The organism is Novosphingobium sp. (assembly GCF_039595395.1).
GTDB lineage: Bacteria > Pseudomonadota > Alphaproteobacteria > Sphingomonadales > Sphingomonadaceae > Novosphingobium.
The window spans coordinates 221909-237375 of sequence record NZ_JBCNLP010000001.1 but is presented as its reverse complement, the minus strand read 5'-3'; the positions used below and the strand labels follow the sequence as shown (position 1 = coordinate 237375).

General features: G+C 64.9%; 12 protein-coding genes and 2 pseudogenes. 8 read left to right on the top strand and 6 right to left on the bottom strand.

Annotated elements, in window-relative coordinates; genetic code table 11:
* The first annotated feature begins 274 nt into the window (after positions 1-274).
* From ABDW49_RS01205 to ABDW49_RS01190, 4 genes and pseudogenes are all read left to right on the top strand, one after another.
* Positions 275-1111: a hypothetical protein gene (locus ABDW49_RS01205; protein ID WP_343609098.1), complete on the top strand. Its 837-nt coding sequence runs from the start codon at positions 275-277 to the stop codon at positions 1109-1111.
* 231 nt (positions 1112-1342) lie between these two features.
* On the top strand, positions 1343-2065 hold the full coding sequence (phbB, locus tag ABDW49_RS01200; protein WP_343609097.1) for an acetoacetyl-CoA reductase: 723 nt from the start codon (positions 1343-1345) through the stop codon (positions 2063-2065).
* A 173-nt stretch (positions 2066-2238) separates the two neighbouring features.
* Positions 2239-2454, top strand: a pseudogene (locus tag ABDW49_RS01195) (ribbon-helix-helix domain-containing protein); the annotation flags it as partial.
* 127 nt (positions 2455-2581) lie between these two features.
* A complete protein-coding gene (locus ABDW49_RS01190; RefSeq protein ID WP_343609096.1) occupies positions 2582-2872 on the top strand; it encodes a glycine zipper domain-containing protein in 291 nt (96 codons plus the stop codon).
* Positions 2873-3132: 260 nt separating this feature from the next.
* On the opposite strand, the gene murA is transcribed toward ABDW49_RS01190, so the two are convergent.
* Positions 3133-4416, bottom strand: coding sequence for a UDP-N-acetylglucosamine 1-carboxyvinyltransferase (murA, locus tag ABDW49_RS01185; RefSeq protein ID WP_343609095.1), 1284 nt, complete (start codon positions 4414-4416; stop codon positions 3133-3135).
* A gap of 155 nt (positions 4417-4571) precedes the next feature.
* Between murA and galU the strand changes: the two genes are divergently transcribed.
* Complete coding sequence (gene galU, locus ABDW49_RS01180) at positions 4572-5468, top strand: UTP--glucose-1-phosphate uridylyltransferase GalU (RefSeq protein WP_343609094.1); 897 nt, start codon at positions 4572-4574, stop codon at positions 5466-5468.
* A gap of 483 nt (positions 5469-5951) precedes the next feature.
* On the opposite strand, the gene ABDW49_RS01175 is transcribed toward galU, so the two are convergent.
* The 4 genes from ABDW49_RS01175 to glnE all read right to left on the bottom strand — a co-directional run bounded on the left by ABDW49_RS01175 (position 5952) and on the right by glnE (position 11145).
* Positions 5952-6722: a M23 family metallopeptidase gene (locus ABDW49_RS01175; RefSeq protein ID WP_343609093.1), complete on the bottom strand. Its 771-nt coding sequence runs from the start codon at positions 6720-6722 to the stop codon at positions 5952-5954.
* Between the two features lie 161 nt (positions 6723-6883).
* Positions 6884-7681: a ferritin-like domain-containing protein gene (locus tag ABDW49_RS01170; RefSeq protein ID WP_343614075.1), complete on the bottom strand. Its 798-nt coding sequence runs from the start codon at positions 7679-7681 to the stop codon at positions 6884-6886.
* Between the two features lie 271 nt (positions 7682-7952).
* Complete coding sequence (locus ABDW49_RS01165) at positions 7953-8426, bottom strand: peroxiredoxin (RefSeq protein WP_343609092.1); 474 nt, start codon at positions 8424-8426, stop codon at positions 7953-7955.
* Positions 8419-11145, bottom strand: a complete 2727-nt coding sequence (glnE, locus tag ABDW49_RS01160) for a bifunctional [glutamate--ammonia ligase]-adenylyl-L-tyrosine phosphorylase/[glutamate--ammonia-ligase] adenylyltransferase (protein WP_343609090.1) — start codon at positions 11143-11145, stop codon at positions 8419-8421. Before glnE ends, ABDW49_RS01165 begins: the two co-directional genes overlap by 8 nt.
* Before the next feature lie 100 nt (positions 11146-11245).
* Between glnE and ABDW49_RS01155 the strand changes: the two genes are divergently transcribed.
* Positions 11246-12229 carry an agmatine deiminase family protein gene (locus ABDW49_RS01155; protein WP_343609089.1) on the top strand — a complete coding sequence of 328 codons (984 nt, stop codon included), beginning with the start codon at positions 11246-11248 and terminating at the stop codon, positions 12227-12229.
* 483 nt (positions 12230-12712) lie between these two features.
* Here ABDW49_RS01155 and thrS read toward each other — a convergent pair.
* Positions 12713-14703 (bottom strand): annotated as a pseudogene (gene thrS / locus ABDW49_RS01150) (threonine--tRNA ligase).
* Between the two features lie 149 nt (positions 14704-14852).
* Between thrS and ABDW49_RS01145 the strand changes: the two are divergent.
* A complete protein-coding gene (locus tag ABDW49_RS01145; protein ID WP_343609087.1) occupies positions 14853-15272 on the top strand; it encodes a hypothetical protein in 420 nt (139 codons plus the stop codon).
* Complete coding sequence (locus ABDW49_RS01140; RefSeq protein WP_343609085.1) at positions 15269-15460, top strand: helix-turn-helix transcriptional regulator; 192 nt, start codon at positions 15269-15271, stop codon at positions 15458-15460. Before ABDW49_RS01145 ends, ABDW49_RS01140 begins: the two co-directional genes overlap by 4 nt.
* Positions 15461-15467 lie beyond the last annotated feature (7 nt).

The following is a 15467-nucleotide window of genomic DNA, read 5'->3' as shown; positions in this document are numbered from 1 at the left end:
TGCGGTTCGGCGCACACACGTTCTGGCCTCTATAGCTGCCCCCGCCCCGGCGGCAAGCCCCTCGGCGGCAAGAGGCCCGCAAGGCCTTCTCGCCCTTCGCGTGGTGAACATCGTCTGAATATCGCACATCGTTCTTCTCGGGTTCAGCTTGGCGATGGCATAGAGAACACCTATAGCGGCTTCATAACAGAAGGCCCTGGGGAACACCGGGGCGGATTCGTGCTTCAAGGTTTCACGCTTCAGACTTTTTAATCGGGAAGGTTCAGGCCCCTTCATGGCCACCGCATACTACAGACTGCATGCCGGCCAGACCTCACCGGAGGCACTCAAGTCTCCGGCGCTGGTGATGGTGATGGCCGTCTGCGTGCTGGCGCTGCCCAGCGCGGTGCTGGCCTATTCCAGCAAGCTGGAAGCCGCCCTGCCCGGCCTTGGCATCAGCCAGAATGCGCTGAAAGAGAGCGGCGGCGGCTTTGCCCCCGGCGAGACCGATCCGCATCTGACCCGCGCTCTGGCGGCGCGTTCCCGCGACCCGGCGCTGTTCCGTTACACGCCCGCGGGCCTGTACTCCCGCCCCGATCGCTCGGTGACGGTGGCGGTGCGCGTCGATGAGGCGACCGCCCATTCGATCGTGGTGCGCGGCCCCGCCATCCGCAGCACGGCCTTTGCCGCGCCCGCGCCGCCGGTGCTGCATCTGGCCACCACCGCCTACAACCTGGGTCTGGCGCATGGCTATCAGGGCTTCACCCCGGCCAGCGCCAATTTCACCCTGCCCAAGGACCTGCCCAAGGATATCGCCCGCGAATCGCGGCGCGGCGAGATGCCCGACCTGTCGGCCTATGCCCAGGCGGACAATTCGGCGGCCGCCACCGTCTCGCGTCTGGCCCCGCATGTGCAGCTTGACGACAATCAGCGCGCCGGGCGGGCGCCCCGCACGCTGGAAACGCTGGGCGAGCAGAGCGTGGATGTCGGCGGCAGCTATCGCGTCACCCGCAACTTCGACGTGACGGCGGGCGTGCGCTATTCGCAGGACCGCGACCGGATCAAGTCCATGTCGCCCGACGGCAAGTCCGACAGTCAGGCTGTTTACGTAGGGACGCAGTTCCGGTTCTGAAACACACCGGATCGGAACACGCCTTATTTTGCTGCAACTGCGAAGACCTGTATTTTGCACCGCAATGTCAAATAGTTGCAACATCTTTCTTTTCATTTCCCAATGCAAATCGGTTATTGATTCACCGCCCCACTGAATTAGGATCATGGCTGTGGCGGCGCTCTGCCGCCCGCCCGCCCATCCTCTTCTCTGGGCCGGTCCGTCGATCACGCTTCACGCATTGGAGAGATTATGACTCGAATCGCCATCGTCACCGGAGGCACGCGCGGCATCGGTGAGGCGATCAGCCTTGCGCTCAGGGATCTGGGCTACACGGTTGCAGCCAATTACGCGGGCAATGAAGCCAAGGCCAAGGCTTTCACCGACGCCACCGGGATCGCCACCTACAAATGGGATGTGGGCGACCATGAGGCCGTGCTGGCCGGCGTCAAGCAGGTCGAGGCCGATCTGGGCCCGGTCGATGTGGTGGTCAACAATGCGGGCATCACCCGCGACGGCACGCTCCACAAGATGACCTTCGACGACTGGAACGAGGTGATGCGCATCAACCTTGGCGGTTGCTTCAACATGGCCAAGGCCACCTTCCCCGGCATGCGTGAGCGTGGCTGGGGCCGTATCGTCAACATCGGCTCGATCAACGGTCAGGCCGGGCAGTACGGTCAGGTCAACTATGCCGCCGCCAAGTCGGGCATCCACGGCTTCACCAAGGCGCTGGCACAGGAAGGCGCCAAGTTCGGCGTCACCGTCAACGCCATCGCGCCGGGCTATATCGACACCGATATGGTGGCCGCCGTGCCTCAGCCGGTGCTCGACAAGATCATCGCCAAGATCCCCGTCGGGCGTCTGGGTCAGGCTTCGGAAATCGCGCGCGCTGTGGCGTTCCTCTGCGCCGAGGAGGCCGGGTTTGTGACCGGCTCGACGCTGTCGCTCAATGGCGGGCAGCATATGTATTGAGTGATTTGGAATGAAAAAAGGGCGTGCGAGGGGGTTACCCCCTCGCGCTCCCATAACGTCTCCCGACGAAGGGGCAGTGGCTTCCTGTGCTTGCGCAAACGTCCCGCGCAAGGCGCCATAAAAGCGCATAAAGCGCCTTCTCCCGGCGCCCATCCCTGATACAATTGGCCGCCATGAGCACGCCCTATCATCCGCCGGTCAAACGCTCGGTCGAGATTGCCGGGCACAAGACCTCGATCAGCCTCGAACCCCTGTTCTGGGACTGGCTGCGCAGCGAGGCCCATCGCGAAGGCCTCCCCCTCAACGCACTGGTCGCGCGCATCGATGCCCAGCGCATCGCCGCCCCCACCCCGCCGGGCCTGGCCGGAGCCATCCGCCTGTGGCTGGCCCAACGGGCGATTGGGAAGATGAACGAAAGCCCCATCGGCGGTTCCAGCGGCATTCAGCCCGTTGGCGACACTGAGCACTCAACCGAACACAGTTCGAACATATGAGTTCCAGAGGAGGAGAAACCCCATGAAATCATTGCTTCCCGCCCTTGCGGCCGCCGTGCTGATCCTGCCCGCCCTCGCCGCGGACGCCGACGCGCGCCCCGTTCCCCGTCGTCAGGTCTACAAGTCCTGCCGCCACTCGAGCGGCACCACCGGTCTGGTCGCAGGTGGCGTGGCAGGCGCCGTGGTGGGCGACAAGGTGATCGGTGGCGGTCTGGCCGGGCCTCTGGTCGGCGCCGCGGCTGGTGCTCTGGGTGGGCGCGCGATCGACCGCTCGATGACCGCCAAGAAGCGGTGCCGTTATTATCGGCGTTAAGAGGTTTAAAGGATAGATGCGAGGGGGTTACCCCCTCGCGCTCCCATGACGTCTTCCGACGCAAAGGCAGTGGTTCCGAAGCCGAGCGCCCAGGCTTTCCACCAGCGCAACAGAAAGGCGCCGCAGGCAGGAAGCCCCGGCGCCTTTTCTCGTTTTAAAGCCTGCGGCGCGGCAAACTGAGTTCAAGGCCGAACCCGTAGCTCCCACGCAGACATTAAAGGGAGCGCGAGGGCGATGGCCCTCGCACTTATCCTTACTTCTTAATCACTTCCGACCCGCTCGATATCCGCGCCGAGCAGAGCGAACTTCTCCTCAAGCCGCTCATAGCCGCGATCGAGGTGATAGATGCGCGACACCTGCGTCTCGCCCTCGGCGGCGAGGCCAGCGATGATCAGGCTCATCGAGGCGCGCAGATCGGTCGCCATCACCTGGGCCCCGGTCAGTTTGGGCACGCCCTGCACGATGGCGGTGCGGCCCTGGGTCGAGATATTGGCGCCCATGCGCGCCAGTTCGGGCACATGCATGTAGCGGTTTTCGAAGATCGTCTCGGTCAGCACGCTGGTGCCCTCGGCGCGGCACAGCATGGCCATCAACTGAGCCTGCATGTCGGTGGCGAAACCGGGATAGGGCGCGGTGGACAGCGTGACAGGACGCAGCGGACCATCGGCGGCGACCTTGATCCCACCGGCAACGCCTTCGACATGCACGCCCGCGTCGCGCAGCGCCTGAAGCGTGCTTTCCATCTCCTCGATGCGGGCGCCCTTCAACTCGACCTCACCGCCGGTGATCGCGGCGGCGCAAGCGTAGGAGCCAGCCTCGATGCGATCCGGCATCACCATATAGGTTGCACCATGCAGGCGATCCACACCGTGAATGGTGAGATCCGAACTGCCAATGCCCTCGATCTGCGCGCCCATGGCGACCAGCAGGTTGCAGAGGTCAACGATCTCGGGCTCACGCGCGGCATTGTGCAGGATGCAGGTACCGCGCGCCAGAACAGCGGCCATCAGCGCGTTTTCGGTCGCGCCCACGGACACCACCGGGAAGGTGTAGCGCCCACCGGGCAGACCGCCGTCGGGCGCGATCGCGCGGACGTAACCGGCGGTCAATTCGATCGTCGCGCCAAAGGCTTCCAGCGCCTTGAGGTGCAGGTCGATGGGGCGATTGCCGATGGCGCAGCCGCCGGGCAGCGAAACCGTCGCCTCGCCCGCGCGGGCCAACAAAGGCCCCAGCACCAGAATCGAGGCGCGCATCTTGCGCACCAGCTCATAGGGCGCGGTCGTGGCGGTCAGGCGCGTGGCGGCCAGAGTCATCACTCGCCCGAAATCCTCGGGGCGGCTGCCCGCGATGGTGGTCGAAACACCGAACTGGTTCAGCAGATGCTGGAACGAATCGATGTCCGCCAGACGCGGCAGATTGCGCAATGTCAGCGGCTCATCCGTCAACAGCGCGCAGGGCAGCAGGGTCAAAGCCGAATTCTTGGCGCCCGAAACAGGCACCACGCCCGACAGGCGTTTTTGCCCGTGAATGATGATCTTGTCCATTTTGGCCCTTTAGCCGGTTTGCCCCCGTACCGCAAATATCCCGCACATGCACAACAACCACCGCAAGCGATACACATGTCGCGCTGAACCGCTTGCGCTGCAGTGCGGCATAAGATTTAACACGTAATAGATTTCCACGTGGCAGCAGGGGTTTCATGACCATCTCATCATCGATCAAACCCGTTCGTAAAGCCGTTTTCCCCGTCGCGGGTCTGGGCACACGTTTTCTTCCAGCCACCAAAGCCATCCCCAAGGAGATGCTGCCGATCATCGATCGACCGCTGATCCAATACGCCGTCGATGAAGCGCGCGAAGCGGGTATCGAACAGCTCATCTTCGTGACGGGCCGCGGCAAGACCGCCATCGTCGAGCATTTCGATACCGCTTTCGAACTCGAAGCCACCATGACCGGGCGCGGCAAATCGCTCACCGCGCTGGAGCCTTCGCGCATTCAGCCGGGCAACCTCGTCACCGTGCGCCAGCAGGTGCCGCTGGGCCTGGGCCACGCCATCTGGTGCGCCCGCGCCATCATCGGCAACGATCCCTTCGCCATCTTCCTGCCCGACGAGCTGATGATCGGCACGCCCGGCTGCATGAAGCAGATGGTCGATGCCTACAACCAGGTCGGCGGCAACTTCGTCAGCGTGCTCGAAGTGCCGCGTGACGAGGTGTCCTCCTACGGCGTGATCGCCCCCGGCGCTCGGCCCGAGGGCTTCGACGGGACGCTGACCGAGGTGAAGGGCCTGGTCGAGAAGCCCAAGAAGGAGGAAGCGCCCTCCAACCTGATCGTGTCGGGCCGCTACATCCTTCAGCCCGAGGTGATCGACATCCTCACCACGCAGGAAAAGGGCGCGGGCGGCGAGATCCAGCTCACCGACGCCATGGCCAAGCTGATCGGCAACCAGCCCTTCCACGCCGTGACCTTCGGCGGCAAGCGTTACGACTGCGGCTCCAAGACCGGTTTCGTCGAGGCGACTCTGGCCCTGGCTCTGGAGCGCCCGGATATGGCCGATGAAGTCCGCGCGGTGGCCAAGCGGCTGCTGGGGCTTTGATCGCTCTTTGCCAATTGGCAGCGTGATACGGAAAGGGGGGCTTCGGCTCCCCTTTTTGGTTTTGGGCTGCGGTTAAAGGGGAAGGTTGAAGGAAAGTAAGATGCGAGGGGGTTACCCCCTCGCGCTCCCATGACGTCTTCCGGCGCGCGGGCAGTGGCGCCCGATCGTCGTGCCTCGGCTCTCCACCTGCGCGACCAAGGCGCCGCAGGCAGTCAATCGCTGAAAGCAATGCCGGGGTTGCGAAAGAAAATCCAGCCTGCGGCGCGGCAAACTGGGCGCAAGGCCGAACCCGATGCGCCAAGGCAGACATTAAAGGGAGCGCGAGGGCGATGGCCCTCGCATCTTCTTTCTAAACCCCTTGAACGAAATCCCAAAAAACAAAGAGCGACTGTTTCCAGCCGCTCTTTGCCCGCATCCTCTCCAAGATGCTGCTGCCTTCGGGGGCTCTTGCCCCTTCTCAGGCCGTTTTATTCGTTGCTGAACTTATTCGTCGTCGGCGTCGTTATGAGCCGCGCCATGATCCGCGATCTTCTCGGCGGAGGCCAGCGTGGTCATGTCGGCCACACCGCCCTGCATGAAGGGGATCGGGTTCACGGCCGAACCCTCGACGCGGACTTCGTAATGCAGGTGGGGGCCGGTCGAGCGGCCGGTGGTGCCCACGAAACCAATGATATCGCCCTTATGGACCGACTGCCCGGCGACCACATTCAGGCGCGACAGATGGCCATAACGGGTTTCCAGCGAACCACCGTGCTCCAGATCGATGCACAGGCCATAGCCGCCGAACCAGTCGGCGCGGCCCACAACGCCGTCAGCCGTGGCATGAACAGGGGTGCCGACGGGATTGGCCAGATCGACACCGGTGTGAGCGCGGCGACCGCCAAGGACGGGGTGCCAGCGCAGACCGAAGCTGCTGGTCATGCGCAGATTGTCGACGGGCATGCGCGAGGGGATCGAAACCTTGTGGTTCAGGCCAACCAGATTGTTGCTGCCGAAACCGGGGATCGTGGTGGAGGTGGCGACGGCGGGGCGGGCAAACTCGGTGGTCTGGCTGCTGCGGTCCATCTGGCGCCAGCTTGCGAAGAGCTGGCGGAATTCGGTGTCGCCCTTGTCGGCCTGAGCCGTAACGGGCTGCGCGGTGCGAAGGGGAGCGGCGATGTCGGCGTTGGCGCTGTTGGCCAAGGCGGGCGTCGCCAGCAGAGACGCGATGGAGGCGGCGGTAAGCACGCCAGCACGCATCGTCTTGAGAACCATTTTAGCGATCACCCGTCACACCTTGAACTGCTTTGGCACGCCGATCCCGTTTGGCGCGTCAAAAAGGACCCACACCGCGAGCCGCAAGCCCGCAGCGATGTTTCTTGGAGTTTGGTCGGAACCCCCCGCCAACTCGTGAGTATGGTTAGCGTCAGCGACTCCTAAACCGCAAGAGCCATATACATTTCGCGCGGTAAACCGGCTGCATGACGCGCTGAGTCGTTGAACGGTGGCTTAACGGAACCCCGAAAATAGCGCCCCACCAGCATCTGCCAGCATGATTCGAGCGACAAACCTTGTGCGTCGCACCATGCCTTGAGGTGAATCACCCCACAGCGCACATGTCGAATTTCATCCGCAAGAATACGTGTCAGGATGCGCGCACCGGTCTTGTCGCCGCTCTGCTCCACCCGCTCCAGCGTTGCCGGTGTGACATCCAGCCCTCGCGCCTCCAGCACCATCGGCACCACCGCAAGCCGCGCCGCAACATCGTGCCGCGTGGCATCCGCCGCCTCCCAAAGCCCATCATGCGCGGGCAGATCGCCATAGGTCGCCCCCATGCTGACGAGATGACGCTGGATGATGGCGAAATGCAGCGCTTCATCAGCGGCCACACTCAGAAAGTCGGAGGTGAACGCCTCGCCCATCTCCGCGCCGAAGCGGCCTGCCATATCCAGCGCCAGATCGATCGCCACGAACTCGATATGCGCAATCGCATGCCAAAGGGCGATGCGCCCCCTTTCCGACCCGCCCTTGCGACGCTTGGGCATACGGCCTGGAGGCAGGAGTTCGGGATGCTCAGGCCGGGCCGGGCGTTCCGGCATCGCGTTCGGGAATTGGAAAGCCAACCGCCCCAGCCGCCAGTCGCGCGCAACCTTGCGCGTCGCCATCAGCTTGGCGCGCGGGTCGGCGGTGGACAATGCGGCGTGGATGGCGTCGCCTAGGGTGGGTTGAGTCATGGCTGGGTCGGGTAGAGGGAAGACGTCAGAAAAGAAAGATGCGAGGGCCATCGCCCTCGCGCTCCCTTTAATGTCTGCGTTGCGCCTCGGGTTCGGCCTTGCGCCCAGCTTGCTGCGCCGCAGGCATAAACGACAAGAAAGGCGCCGGGGCTTCCTGCCTGCGGCGCCTTTCGTTGCGCTGTTGGAGAGTTTACGCGCCACGACCGGGCGCCGCTGCCTGATCGTCGGAAGACGTTATGGGAGCGCGAGGGGATAATCCCCTCGCATTCTCTTACTTCCCCTGAACCGCCTTCAAAACCTCTTCGGCGTGCCCCTTCACCTTCACCTTATTCCACACCCGCTCGATCTTGCCGGCAGCGTCGACCAGATAGGTCGTGCGCACCATGCCCATATAGGTCCGCCCGTAATTCACCTTCTCGGTCCAGATCCCCAGAGTGTCGGACAAACCGCCCTCTTCCGCATCGCTGGCCAGAGGCGCCGTCAGCCCGTGCTTTTCGGCGAACTTCAGGTGCTTCTTGGGCGGATCTTTCGACACGCCCAGCAGGGCCGCGCCCGCCGCCTCGAACTGCGACGACAGTTCCGAGAAATCCTTGTTCTCGGTGGTGCAGCCGGGGGTGTCGTCCTTGGGGTAGAAGAACACCACCAGCTTGCGCCCGGCAAAGTCCGCAGGGCGCACAACCGAGCCATCGGGGGCGGTCAGGGCGATATCGGGGAAGGCGTCGCCGGGGCCAAAACTGTCAGTCATCGGATGTGATCTCCAGAGTCTCGCCGAAAATCTGCGCCCAGGCAGCGGCGGTGTCGCGGCGTGCCTGAAGCAGGGCTTGGGTTACCGCCTGCCAATCGCTCAGGTCGCAGGCTCTGGCAAGCGCCATGCGGGCGACCTCACCGGGGACGGCGGCATCGGGCGCGATCAGGCGCGAGGCGACCAGCAGGCGCGCCATCACGCCATGGGCCTGCGCCATCTCCGGAGGCAGCAGCCCTTCCGCGATCAGCCCGGCCAGCGCCTCGCTCAGGCGCGGCGACAGCGCCTTGCCCTCGCGCAGTTGCAGCGTGTGGATCAGGAACTCGACATCGACGAGGCCACCGCGCATCAGCTTGATGTCCAGCGGGCCGCGCGGTGGTTTGTGTCCGGCCATCTTCTGGCGCATGTCCAGAATATCGGCGGTGAGCGTTGCGGAAGGCGCGCGAGTCAGCACGCCATGGATGATGCCGGAGAGCTTCGCGCACGCCTCATCCGACCCGAACAAAGGCCGGGCACGACACAGGGCCATATGCTCCCAGGTCCAGGCCTGTTCGCGCTGATAGAGTTCGAAGCTCTCGAAGCTGACCGCCAGCGGGCCTTGCGTACCTTGCGGGCGCAGGCGGGTGTCGACCTCATAGAGCGCGCCCTCGGCGGTGGGCACGGAGAGCGCCGCGCTGATCCGCTGGGCCAGCCGGTTGAAATAGAGCGTGGCGCCCAGCGGCCTGCGCCCGTCGCTTTCGGCGGCATAATCGCCGGTGAAAAGATAGACGATATCGAGATCGCTGGCGTGAGTCAGCGCCTCGCCCCCCAGCCGTCCGAGGCCGAGAATCACCAGTTCGGCGCCGGGGATGCGTCCGTGAGTCTGCTCGAATTCGGCGATGGTGGCGCGGGCCAGCAAATCGATCGCCGCCTGCGCCACATGCGAGAGCGACGCCGCGATGGCGAGCGGATCGTTCGCCCCCTCGATCAGTTGCACGCCAAGAGCAAAGCGGCGCTCACCCACCTTGCGGCGCACGCGGTCGAGGATGCGCTGGTAATCGTCGCCCGCCTCGCTGGAGGAGAAATCGGCGATCAGCGCCTCCACCCCGCCGGGCAGGTTGAGCGCGCTGGCATCGATCAGCGTGTCGAGCAGATCCGCGCGCCGCGCCAGCTCGTCGGCCAGCGGCGGGGCCAGCGCGAGGATACGCACCATCACCTGAAGTAGAGCAGGTCGCGCCTCCAGCAGGCGGAAGAGATTCACCGCGCTGGGCAGGCTGGTGATCAGCCGCTCCCAGCGGGCGAGCGCCTTGTCGGGATCGGGCGCCTTGGCCAATGCCGCCAGCAGGCTGGGCTGAATCGCATCGAGCGCCGCCAGCGCCGCTTCGGACCGCAGGGCGCGGATCGTGCCGCCGCGCCAACCGTCGATGCGCGCGGCCACGCCCGGCGGATCGGCGAAGCCCAATTGCGCCAGCTCCCCTTCCAGCGCCAGACCGCGCGGGGTCTCACCGGCAGCGCCAGCGCCGCCGACCGGGCTGCCTTCCGCGATCAGCGCATCATAGCGTGTGCCCACCATCTCGGTGATGGCGCGCAACTCCTCGATCAGCGCGGCGCCATCGGGCAGACCATCCAGCCGGGCGACGGCATCGATGGCGGCCATGTCACGCGGCAGGGCATGAGTCTGAAGGTCGCTGATCATCTGCAGGCGATGTTCGATGGTACGCAGGCGATCATAGGAGTCGCCCAACACCTGCGCATCGCCCGAATCGATGATCCCCGCCGCCGCCAGAGCATCCAGCGCCGCGCGCGTGCCCTTTTGCCGCAGCGCCGGATTGCGCCCGCCGTGAATCAACTGGTGGCCTTGGGCGAAGAACTCCACCTCGCGAATGCCGCCGCGCGCCCGCTTCAGGTCGAAACCGGGGCCCACGGTCGAGACCTTACCATGCTCGGCGCGGATGCGGCGCGTCAGGCGCCCGATCTCGGCGATGGCGCCGAAATCGAGGCTTTTGCGCCAGACGAAGGGGCGGATCTGGGCCAGAAACTGCTCGCCCAGCGCCACATCGCCAGCGGCGGCGCGCGCGCGGATAAAGGCGGCACGCTCCCAGGCCAGCGCGCTGCTCTCATAATGGCTGAGCGCGGCATCGATGGAGATCGCCAGCGGACTCACCTCGCTGGCCGGGCGCAGCCGCAGATCGACGCGAAACACATAGCCCTCGCCATCCATATGTGAGAGCAGACGCACCACCTGCCGCGCATAATTCTGCGCCGCCTCGCCGGGCTCCTCGCGCGGGCGGCGGGGCAGGGTGTCGGGATCGAACAGCAGGATCGGATCGATGTCGGAGGAATAGTTCAGTTCGCAGGCGCCATGCTTGCCCAGCGCCAGCGCCAGAAAACCGGCAGGCTGCGCATCGGGCACGCGGGTGGTGATGGCATGCGCCATCGCCGCATCGAGCGAGGCATCGGCCAGCGCGCTCAAGTCCCCCGTCACCTTCGCCAGCGGAAAGGCCCCGGCCAGATCACCGATTCCCAAAGCCAGCGCCGTGGCCAGCCGACGCCGACGCAGCGCCGCCGAAACATCCGGCGCGCCTTCCCCGGCCAGCGCCGCGGCGGCCAGAGCGCCCTCTCCATCGCCCGCGTCCAGCAGGGCGGTAATATCCGGCAAACGGTCCAGAGCGCGCGAAAGAAAAGGGCTGAACGCGCGGGCGCGCTCGATGGCGTTGCTCCAGTCAGGCGTCAAATCAGGCATCCATCCGTCCGTTGGTAACTTATGCCCCGGTTCATGCTCTGCCCCGCCGGAAGGTGCAAGGGTCTGGCAGAAGCCCTCACCAACCGCTATGGGCGCGCCCATGACCCAATGGCGCTTCCCCCCCGAATGGCACATGCAGGACTGGCTCTGGATCGGTTTCCCGCATGATGGCGACGAATGGCCCGGCTTCCTTGAGCAGGCCCAGGTGCAGATGGCGGCTTTCGCCAGCGCGGTGGCCGACAGCGGCCAGCAGGTCCGCCTGCTGGTCCGCAACGAAGCCAACGAGGCCCGCGCCCGCGCCCTGTGCAGCGAAAAGGTGACCATCGAGCGCCGCACCTATGGCGACGTCTGGCTGCGCGACACCGGCCCGCTGGTGATGACCAATTCCGCGGGCGGCCGCATCGCCAAGCGCTTCGGCTTCAACGGCTGGGGCGGCAAGTACTTGATGGACGGCGACCAGACCATCGGCGCCGAAATCGCCGCTGACGCGGGCCTTGAGATCGAAACCGCCGACTGGATTCTGGAAGGCGGCGCCATCGATGCCGACGGCACCGGGCTGGTGGTCACCACCGAGCAGTGCCTGCTCAACCCCAACCGCAACCCGCATCTCTCGCGTGAAGACCTCGAAATGCGGCTGCAGCGCGACCTTGGCTTCAACCGCGTGCTGTGGCTGGGCGAAGGCCTGATCAACGATCACACCGACGGCCATGTCGACAACCTCGCCCGCTTCGTGGCGCATAACGTCCTCGCCCTGCCCAAGGCCACCGGAGAGAACGACCCCAACGCCCATATCTACGCCGACGCCCGCGCCCGCGCGGAAGGCGCCGGTGTGGTGGTGAAATCGATCCCCTCGCCCGGCCTTGTCGAGCGCGATGGCCGCATCGAGCCCGCCAGCTATATGAACTTCGCCATCACCTCGCGCCTGATCGTCGTGCCCATCTACGGCACACCGCATGACGCCGATGGCGTGGCCGCCATCGCGGAGCTCTTCCCCGGTCGCGACACCGTGGGCATCATGGCCGACGCCATCCTGGCGGGCGGCGGTTCCTTCCACTGCTCCAGCCAGCAGATGCCGCGGATTTAACCATTTGTTATCAGGTTGAAGCCCATGGTCAGCCCATGAGCTTCAACCTCTCACGCCTCAACGCCGATGCCCTGATCGAGGGCCTGCGCGCTGCTGTCGTGCTGGGTTGCGCCGCCGCCCTGGCCTTCGCCGGGCTGGCCGCGCACGCCTGAAGCCGCACATTTAGACGGAGGGCCAGCGCGGAAGCTCCCAAATTTTCCGCGCTGGCCCGATTTTTCCCGGATTTAGAAAAGTAAGATGCGAGGGGGTTACCCCCTCGCGCTCCCATTTCGTCTTCCGACGCATGGGCAGTGGTGCCCGGTCGTGGTGCGTGAACTCTCCGTCAGAGCAACGAAAAGGCGCCGCAGGCAATCAGCCCCGGCGCCTTTCTTGTCGTTGATGCCTGCGGCGCGGCGACGTTAACTCTGTGGCCGAACCCTTGGCGCAACGCAGACATTCATGGGAGCGCGAGGGTGTAACACCCTCGCACCTACCCTTTCCCTCTTACTTCAAATCCGGCGCAGTCGCCTCACCCTTCAGCAGCTCGATGGCTTCCGAAAGAGTCATAACCTTCTGCGCCTGCTCGCCCAGCACGCGGACGGCGACGGTGCCTTCCTCGGCCTCGCGCTTGCCGACGACCAGCAGGTACGGCACCTTCTTCAGCGAGTGCTCGCGCACCTTGTAGTTGATCTTCTCGTTGCGGGTGTCGGCTTCCACGCGGATGCCGGCGGCCTTCAACTGCGCCACGGCGTCATGGGCATAGTCGTCGGCGTCCGAGACGATGGTCGCCACCACGGCCTGCACCGGGGCCAGCCACACGGGCAGCTTGCCCGCGAAATGCTCGATCAGGATGCCGATGAAGCGCTCGTAGGAGCCCAGAATCGCGCGGTGCAGCATCACGGGGCGATGCTTCTCGCCATCCTCGGCGATGTAGGCGGCGTCGAGGCGCTCGGGCAGCACGCGGTCCGACTGGATCGTGCCGCACTGCCAGGTGCGGCCGATGGCGTCGGTCAGGTGCCATTCCAGCTTGGGTGCGTAGAAGGCGCCCTCGCCGGGGAGTTCTTCCCAGCCGTATTCCTCGGTTGCCAGACCGGCCTCGACCACGGCGTTGCGCAGTTCGGTTTCGGCCAGATCCCACATTTCCTCGGTGCCGAAGCGCTTTTCGGGACGCAGGGCCAGCTTGATCTCGTATTTGAAGCCGAAGTCCTTGTAGACGCGATCCGCCAGTTGGCAGAAGGCCCGGACCTCTTCCACGATCTGGTCTTCGCGGCAGAAGATATGGCCGTCATCCTGCGTGAACTGGCGCACGCGCATGATGCCGTGCAGCGCGCCATGGGGCTCGTTGCGGTGGCAGCAGCCCATCTCGGCGAGGCGCAGCGGCAGTTCGCGGTAGCTCTTGATGCCCTGACGGAAGATCAGCACATGCGCCGGGCAGTTCATCGGCTTCAACGCCATCCACTCGGCGTCCTTCGAGACGATGGGACCATCGTCCTCGGTATTCGGCGCCTCGTCGGGGATGACGAACATGTTTTCGCGGTACTTGCCCCAGTGGCCGGACTGCTCCCACTGCTTGGCGTCCATCACCTGAGGCGTCTTCACCTCCTGATAGCCGGTGCTGTCGATGGCGCGGCGCATATAGGCTTCCAGCTCGCGCCAGATCATATAGCCCTTGGGATGCCAGAAGACGCTGCCGTGCGCCTCGGGCTGGAGGTGGAACAGGTCCATCTCGGCGCCCAGCTTGCGGTGGTCGCGCTTGGCGGCCTCTTCCAGACGCAGCAGATGCGCGTCCAACTGCTTCTTGTTCAGCAGCCGGTGCCATAGATGCGCGAAAGCATCGCGTTCTTCTGGTCGCCGCGCCAATAGGCGCCCGAGACGCGCGTCAGCTTGAAGGCCTGCGGGTCCAGCTTGCCGGTGCTGGGCAGGTGAGGCCCGCGGCACATATCCAGCCAGTCGTCACCCGACCAGTAGACGGTGAGATCCTCGTCACCCGGCAGTTCGGCGGCCCATTCGGCCTTGAAGGTCTCGCCCTGCTGCTTCCAGCGGCTAATGAGCGTTTCGCGCGTCCAGACTTCGCGGCGCAGCGGCTTGTTGGCGGCGATGATCTTGCGCATTTCCGCCTCGATGGCGGGCAGGTCGTCGTCCGTGAAGGGGCGGTCCTTCGGGGCGAAATCGTAATAGAAACCATCGTCCGTCGCCGGGCCGAAGGTGATCTGCGTGCCGGGGAACAGCGCCTGCACCGCCTCGGCCAGAATATGCGCGAAATCGTGGCGCGCCAGCTCCAGCGCGTCCTTCTCGTCCTTGTTGGTCACCAGTGCCAGCGATGCGTCCCCGGTGAAGGGTCGGGTGAGGTCCACCAGTTCGCCATCGATGCGCGCGGCAATCGCGGCTTTCGCCAGGCCGGGCCCAATCGCGGCGGCCACATCGGCAGGGGTGGAGCCCGGCGCCATCGAGCGCTGCGAGCCATCGGGAAGGGTGATCGTGATGCTGTCAGACATGGAACAGGCCCTTAGCCGGGAGCGGGGCGCGCCTCAACCTTGCAAATGGGGGCTTTCGCGCAAAGAGCATGTCGTTTTGGAAAGCAAACTTGACACATGGGTGGTGAATTATGTAAAGCAAGCTTGTCAAAACGTCGGGGAGACCAGACATGACCCGTTACAATTCCCCCGCCATCCGGCGTTACTCTCGTCGGCTGGGGGTATTTCTCACCCTCTACACCGTGCTGATTTTCGCGATGGGCTGGCTATTCCGCCATGCGCCGCCGCCCGCGCCATGGAATGTGCTGCCGGCAATCCTGCCCGCCTTGCCGGTGCTGGGTGTGGTCTGGACGGTGATGCGCCTGCTGGTGGAAGAGCCCGACGAGTTCTGGCGGATGATGTTCGTGCGCCAGGCACTGATCGCCACCGGCTTCTGCCTGACGGTGATGACCATCTGGGACTTCCTGCAAAATTACGACATTGTCGCCCCCGGCCAGCACGGTTTCGGCGCGGCCTTCTTCTGGCTCATGGGGCTGGGCGTGGGGGCGATCTGGAACGCCATCACCCTGTGGCGCAGTGAAAAGGCATGAACAATCGCCTGCGTGTGCTGCGTGCCGAAAAGAGCTGGAGCCAGCAGGATCTGGCGCAAAGGCTGGAAGTCTCGCGCCAGTCGGTGAACGCCATCGAGACCGGGCGCTACGATCCATCTTTGCCGCTGGCCTTCCGCATCGCCGATCTGTTCGGCCTGCCGATCGAGGCGATCTTCCTGCGCGATTAAGGCCTGA

Excerpts from the sequence above, each read along its gene's own strand:
- ABDW49_RS01165 (WP_343609092.1), bottom strand. The coding sequence starts at position 8,426 with ATGACTGACAGTTTTGGCCCCGGCGACGCCTTCCCCGATATCGCCCTG.
- ABDW49_RS01145 (WP_343609087.1), top strand. The coding sequence starts at position 14,853 with ATGACCCGTTACAATTCCCCCGCCATCCGGCGTTACTCTCGTCGGCTG.
- ABDW49_RS01170 (WP_343614075.1), bottom strand. The coding sequence starts at position 7,681 with ATGACTCAACCCACCCTAGGCGACGCCATCCACGCCGCATTGTCCACC.
- ABDW49_RS01205 (WP_343609098.1), top strand. The coding sequence starts at position 275 with ATGGCCACCGCATACTACAGACTGCATGCCGGCCAGACCTCACCGGAG.
- phbB (WP_343609097.1), top strand. The coding sequence starts at position 1,343 with ATGACTCGAATCGCCATCGTCACCGGAGGCACGCGCGGCATCGGTGAG.
- galU (WP_343609094.1), top strand. The coding sequence starts at position 4,572 with ATGACCATCTCATCATCGATCAAACCCGTTCGTAAAGCCGTTTTCCCC.
- murA (WP_343609095.1), bottom strand. The coding sequence starts at position 4,416 with ATGGACAAGATCATCATTCACGGGCAAAAACGCCTGTCGGGCGTGGTG.
- glnE (WP_343609090.1), bottom strand. The coding sequence starts at position 11,145 with ATGCCTGATTTGACGCCTGACTGGAGCAACGCCATCGAGCGCGCCCGC.
- ABDW49_RS01155 (WP_343609089.1), top strand. The coding sequence starts at position 11,246 with ATGACCCAATGGCGCTTCCCCCCCGAATGGCACATGCAGGACTGGCTC.
- ABDW49_RS01140 (WP_343609085.1), top strand. The coding sequence starts at position 15,269 with ATGAACAATCGCCTGCGTGTGCTGCGTGCCGAAAAGAGCTGGAGCCAG.
- ABDW49_RS01175 (WP_343609093.1), bottom strand. The coding sequence starts at position 6,722 with ATGGTTCTCAAGACGATGCGTGCTGGCGTGCTTACCGCCGCCTCCATC.
- ABDW49_RS01190 (WP_343609096.1), top strand. The coding sequence starts at position 2,582 with ATGAAATCATTGCTTCCCGCCCTTGCGGCCGCCGTGCTGATCCTGCCC.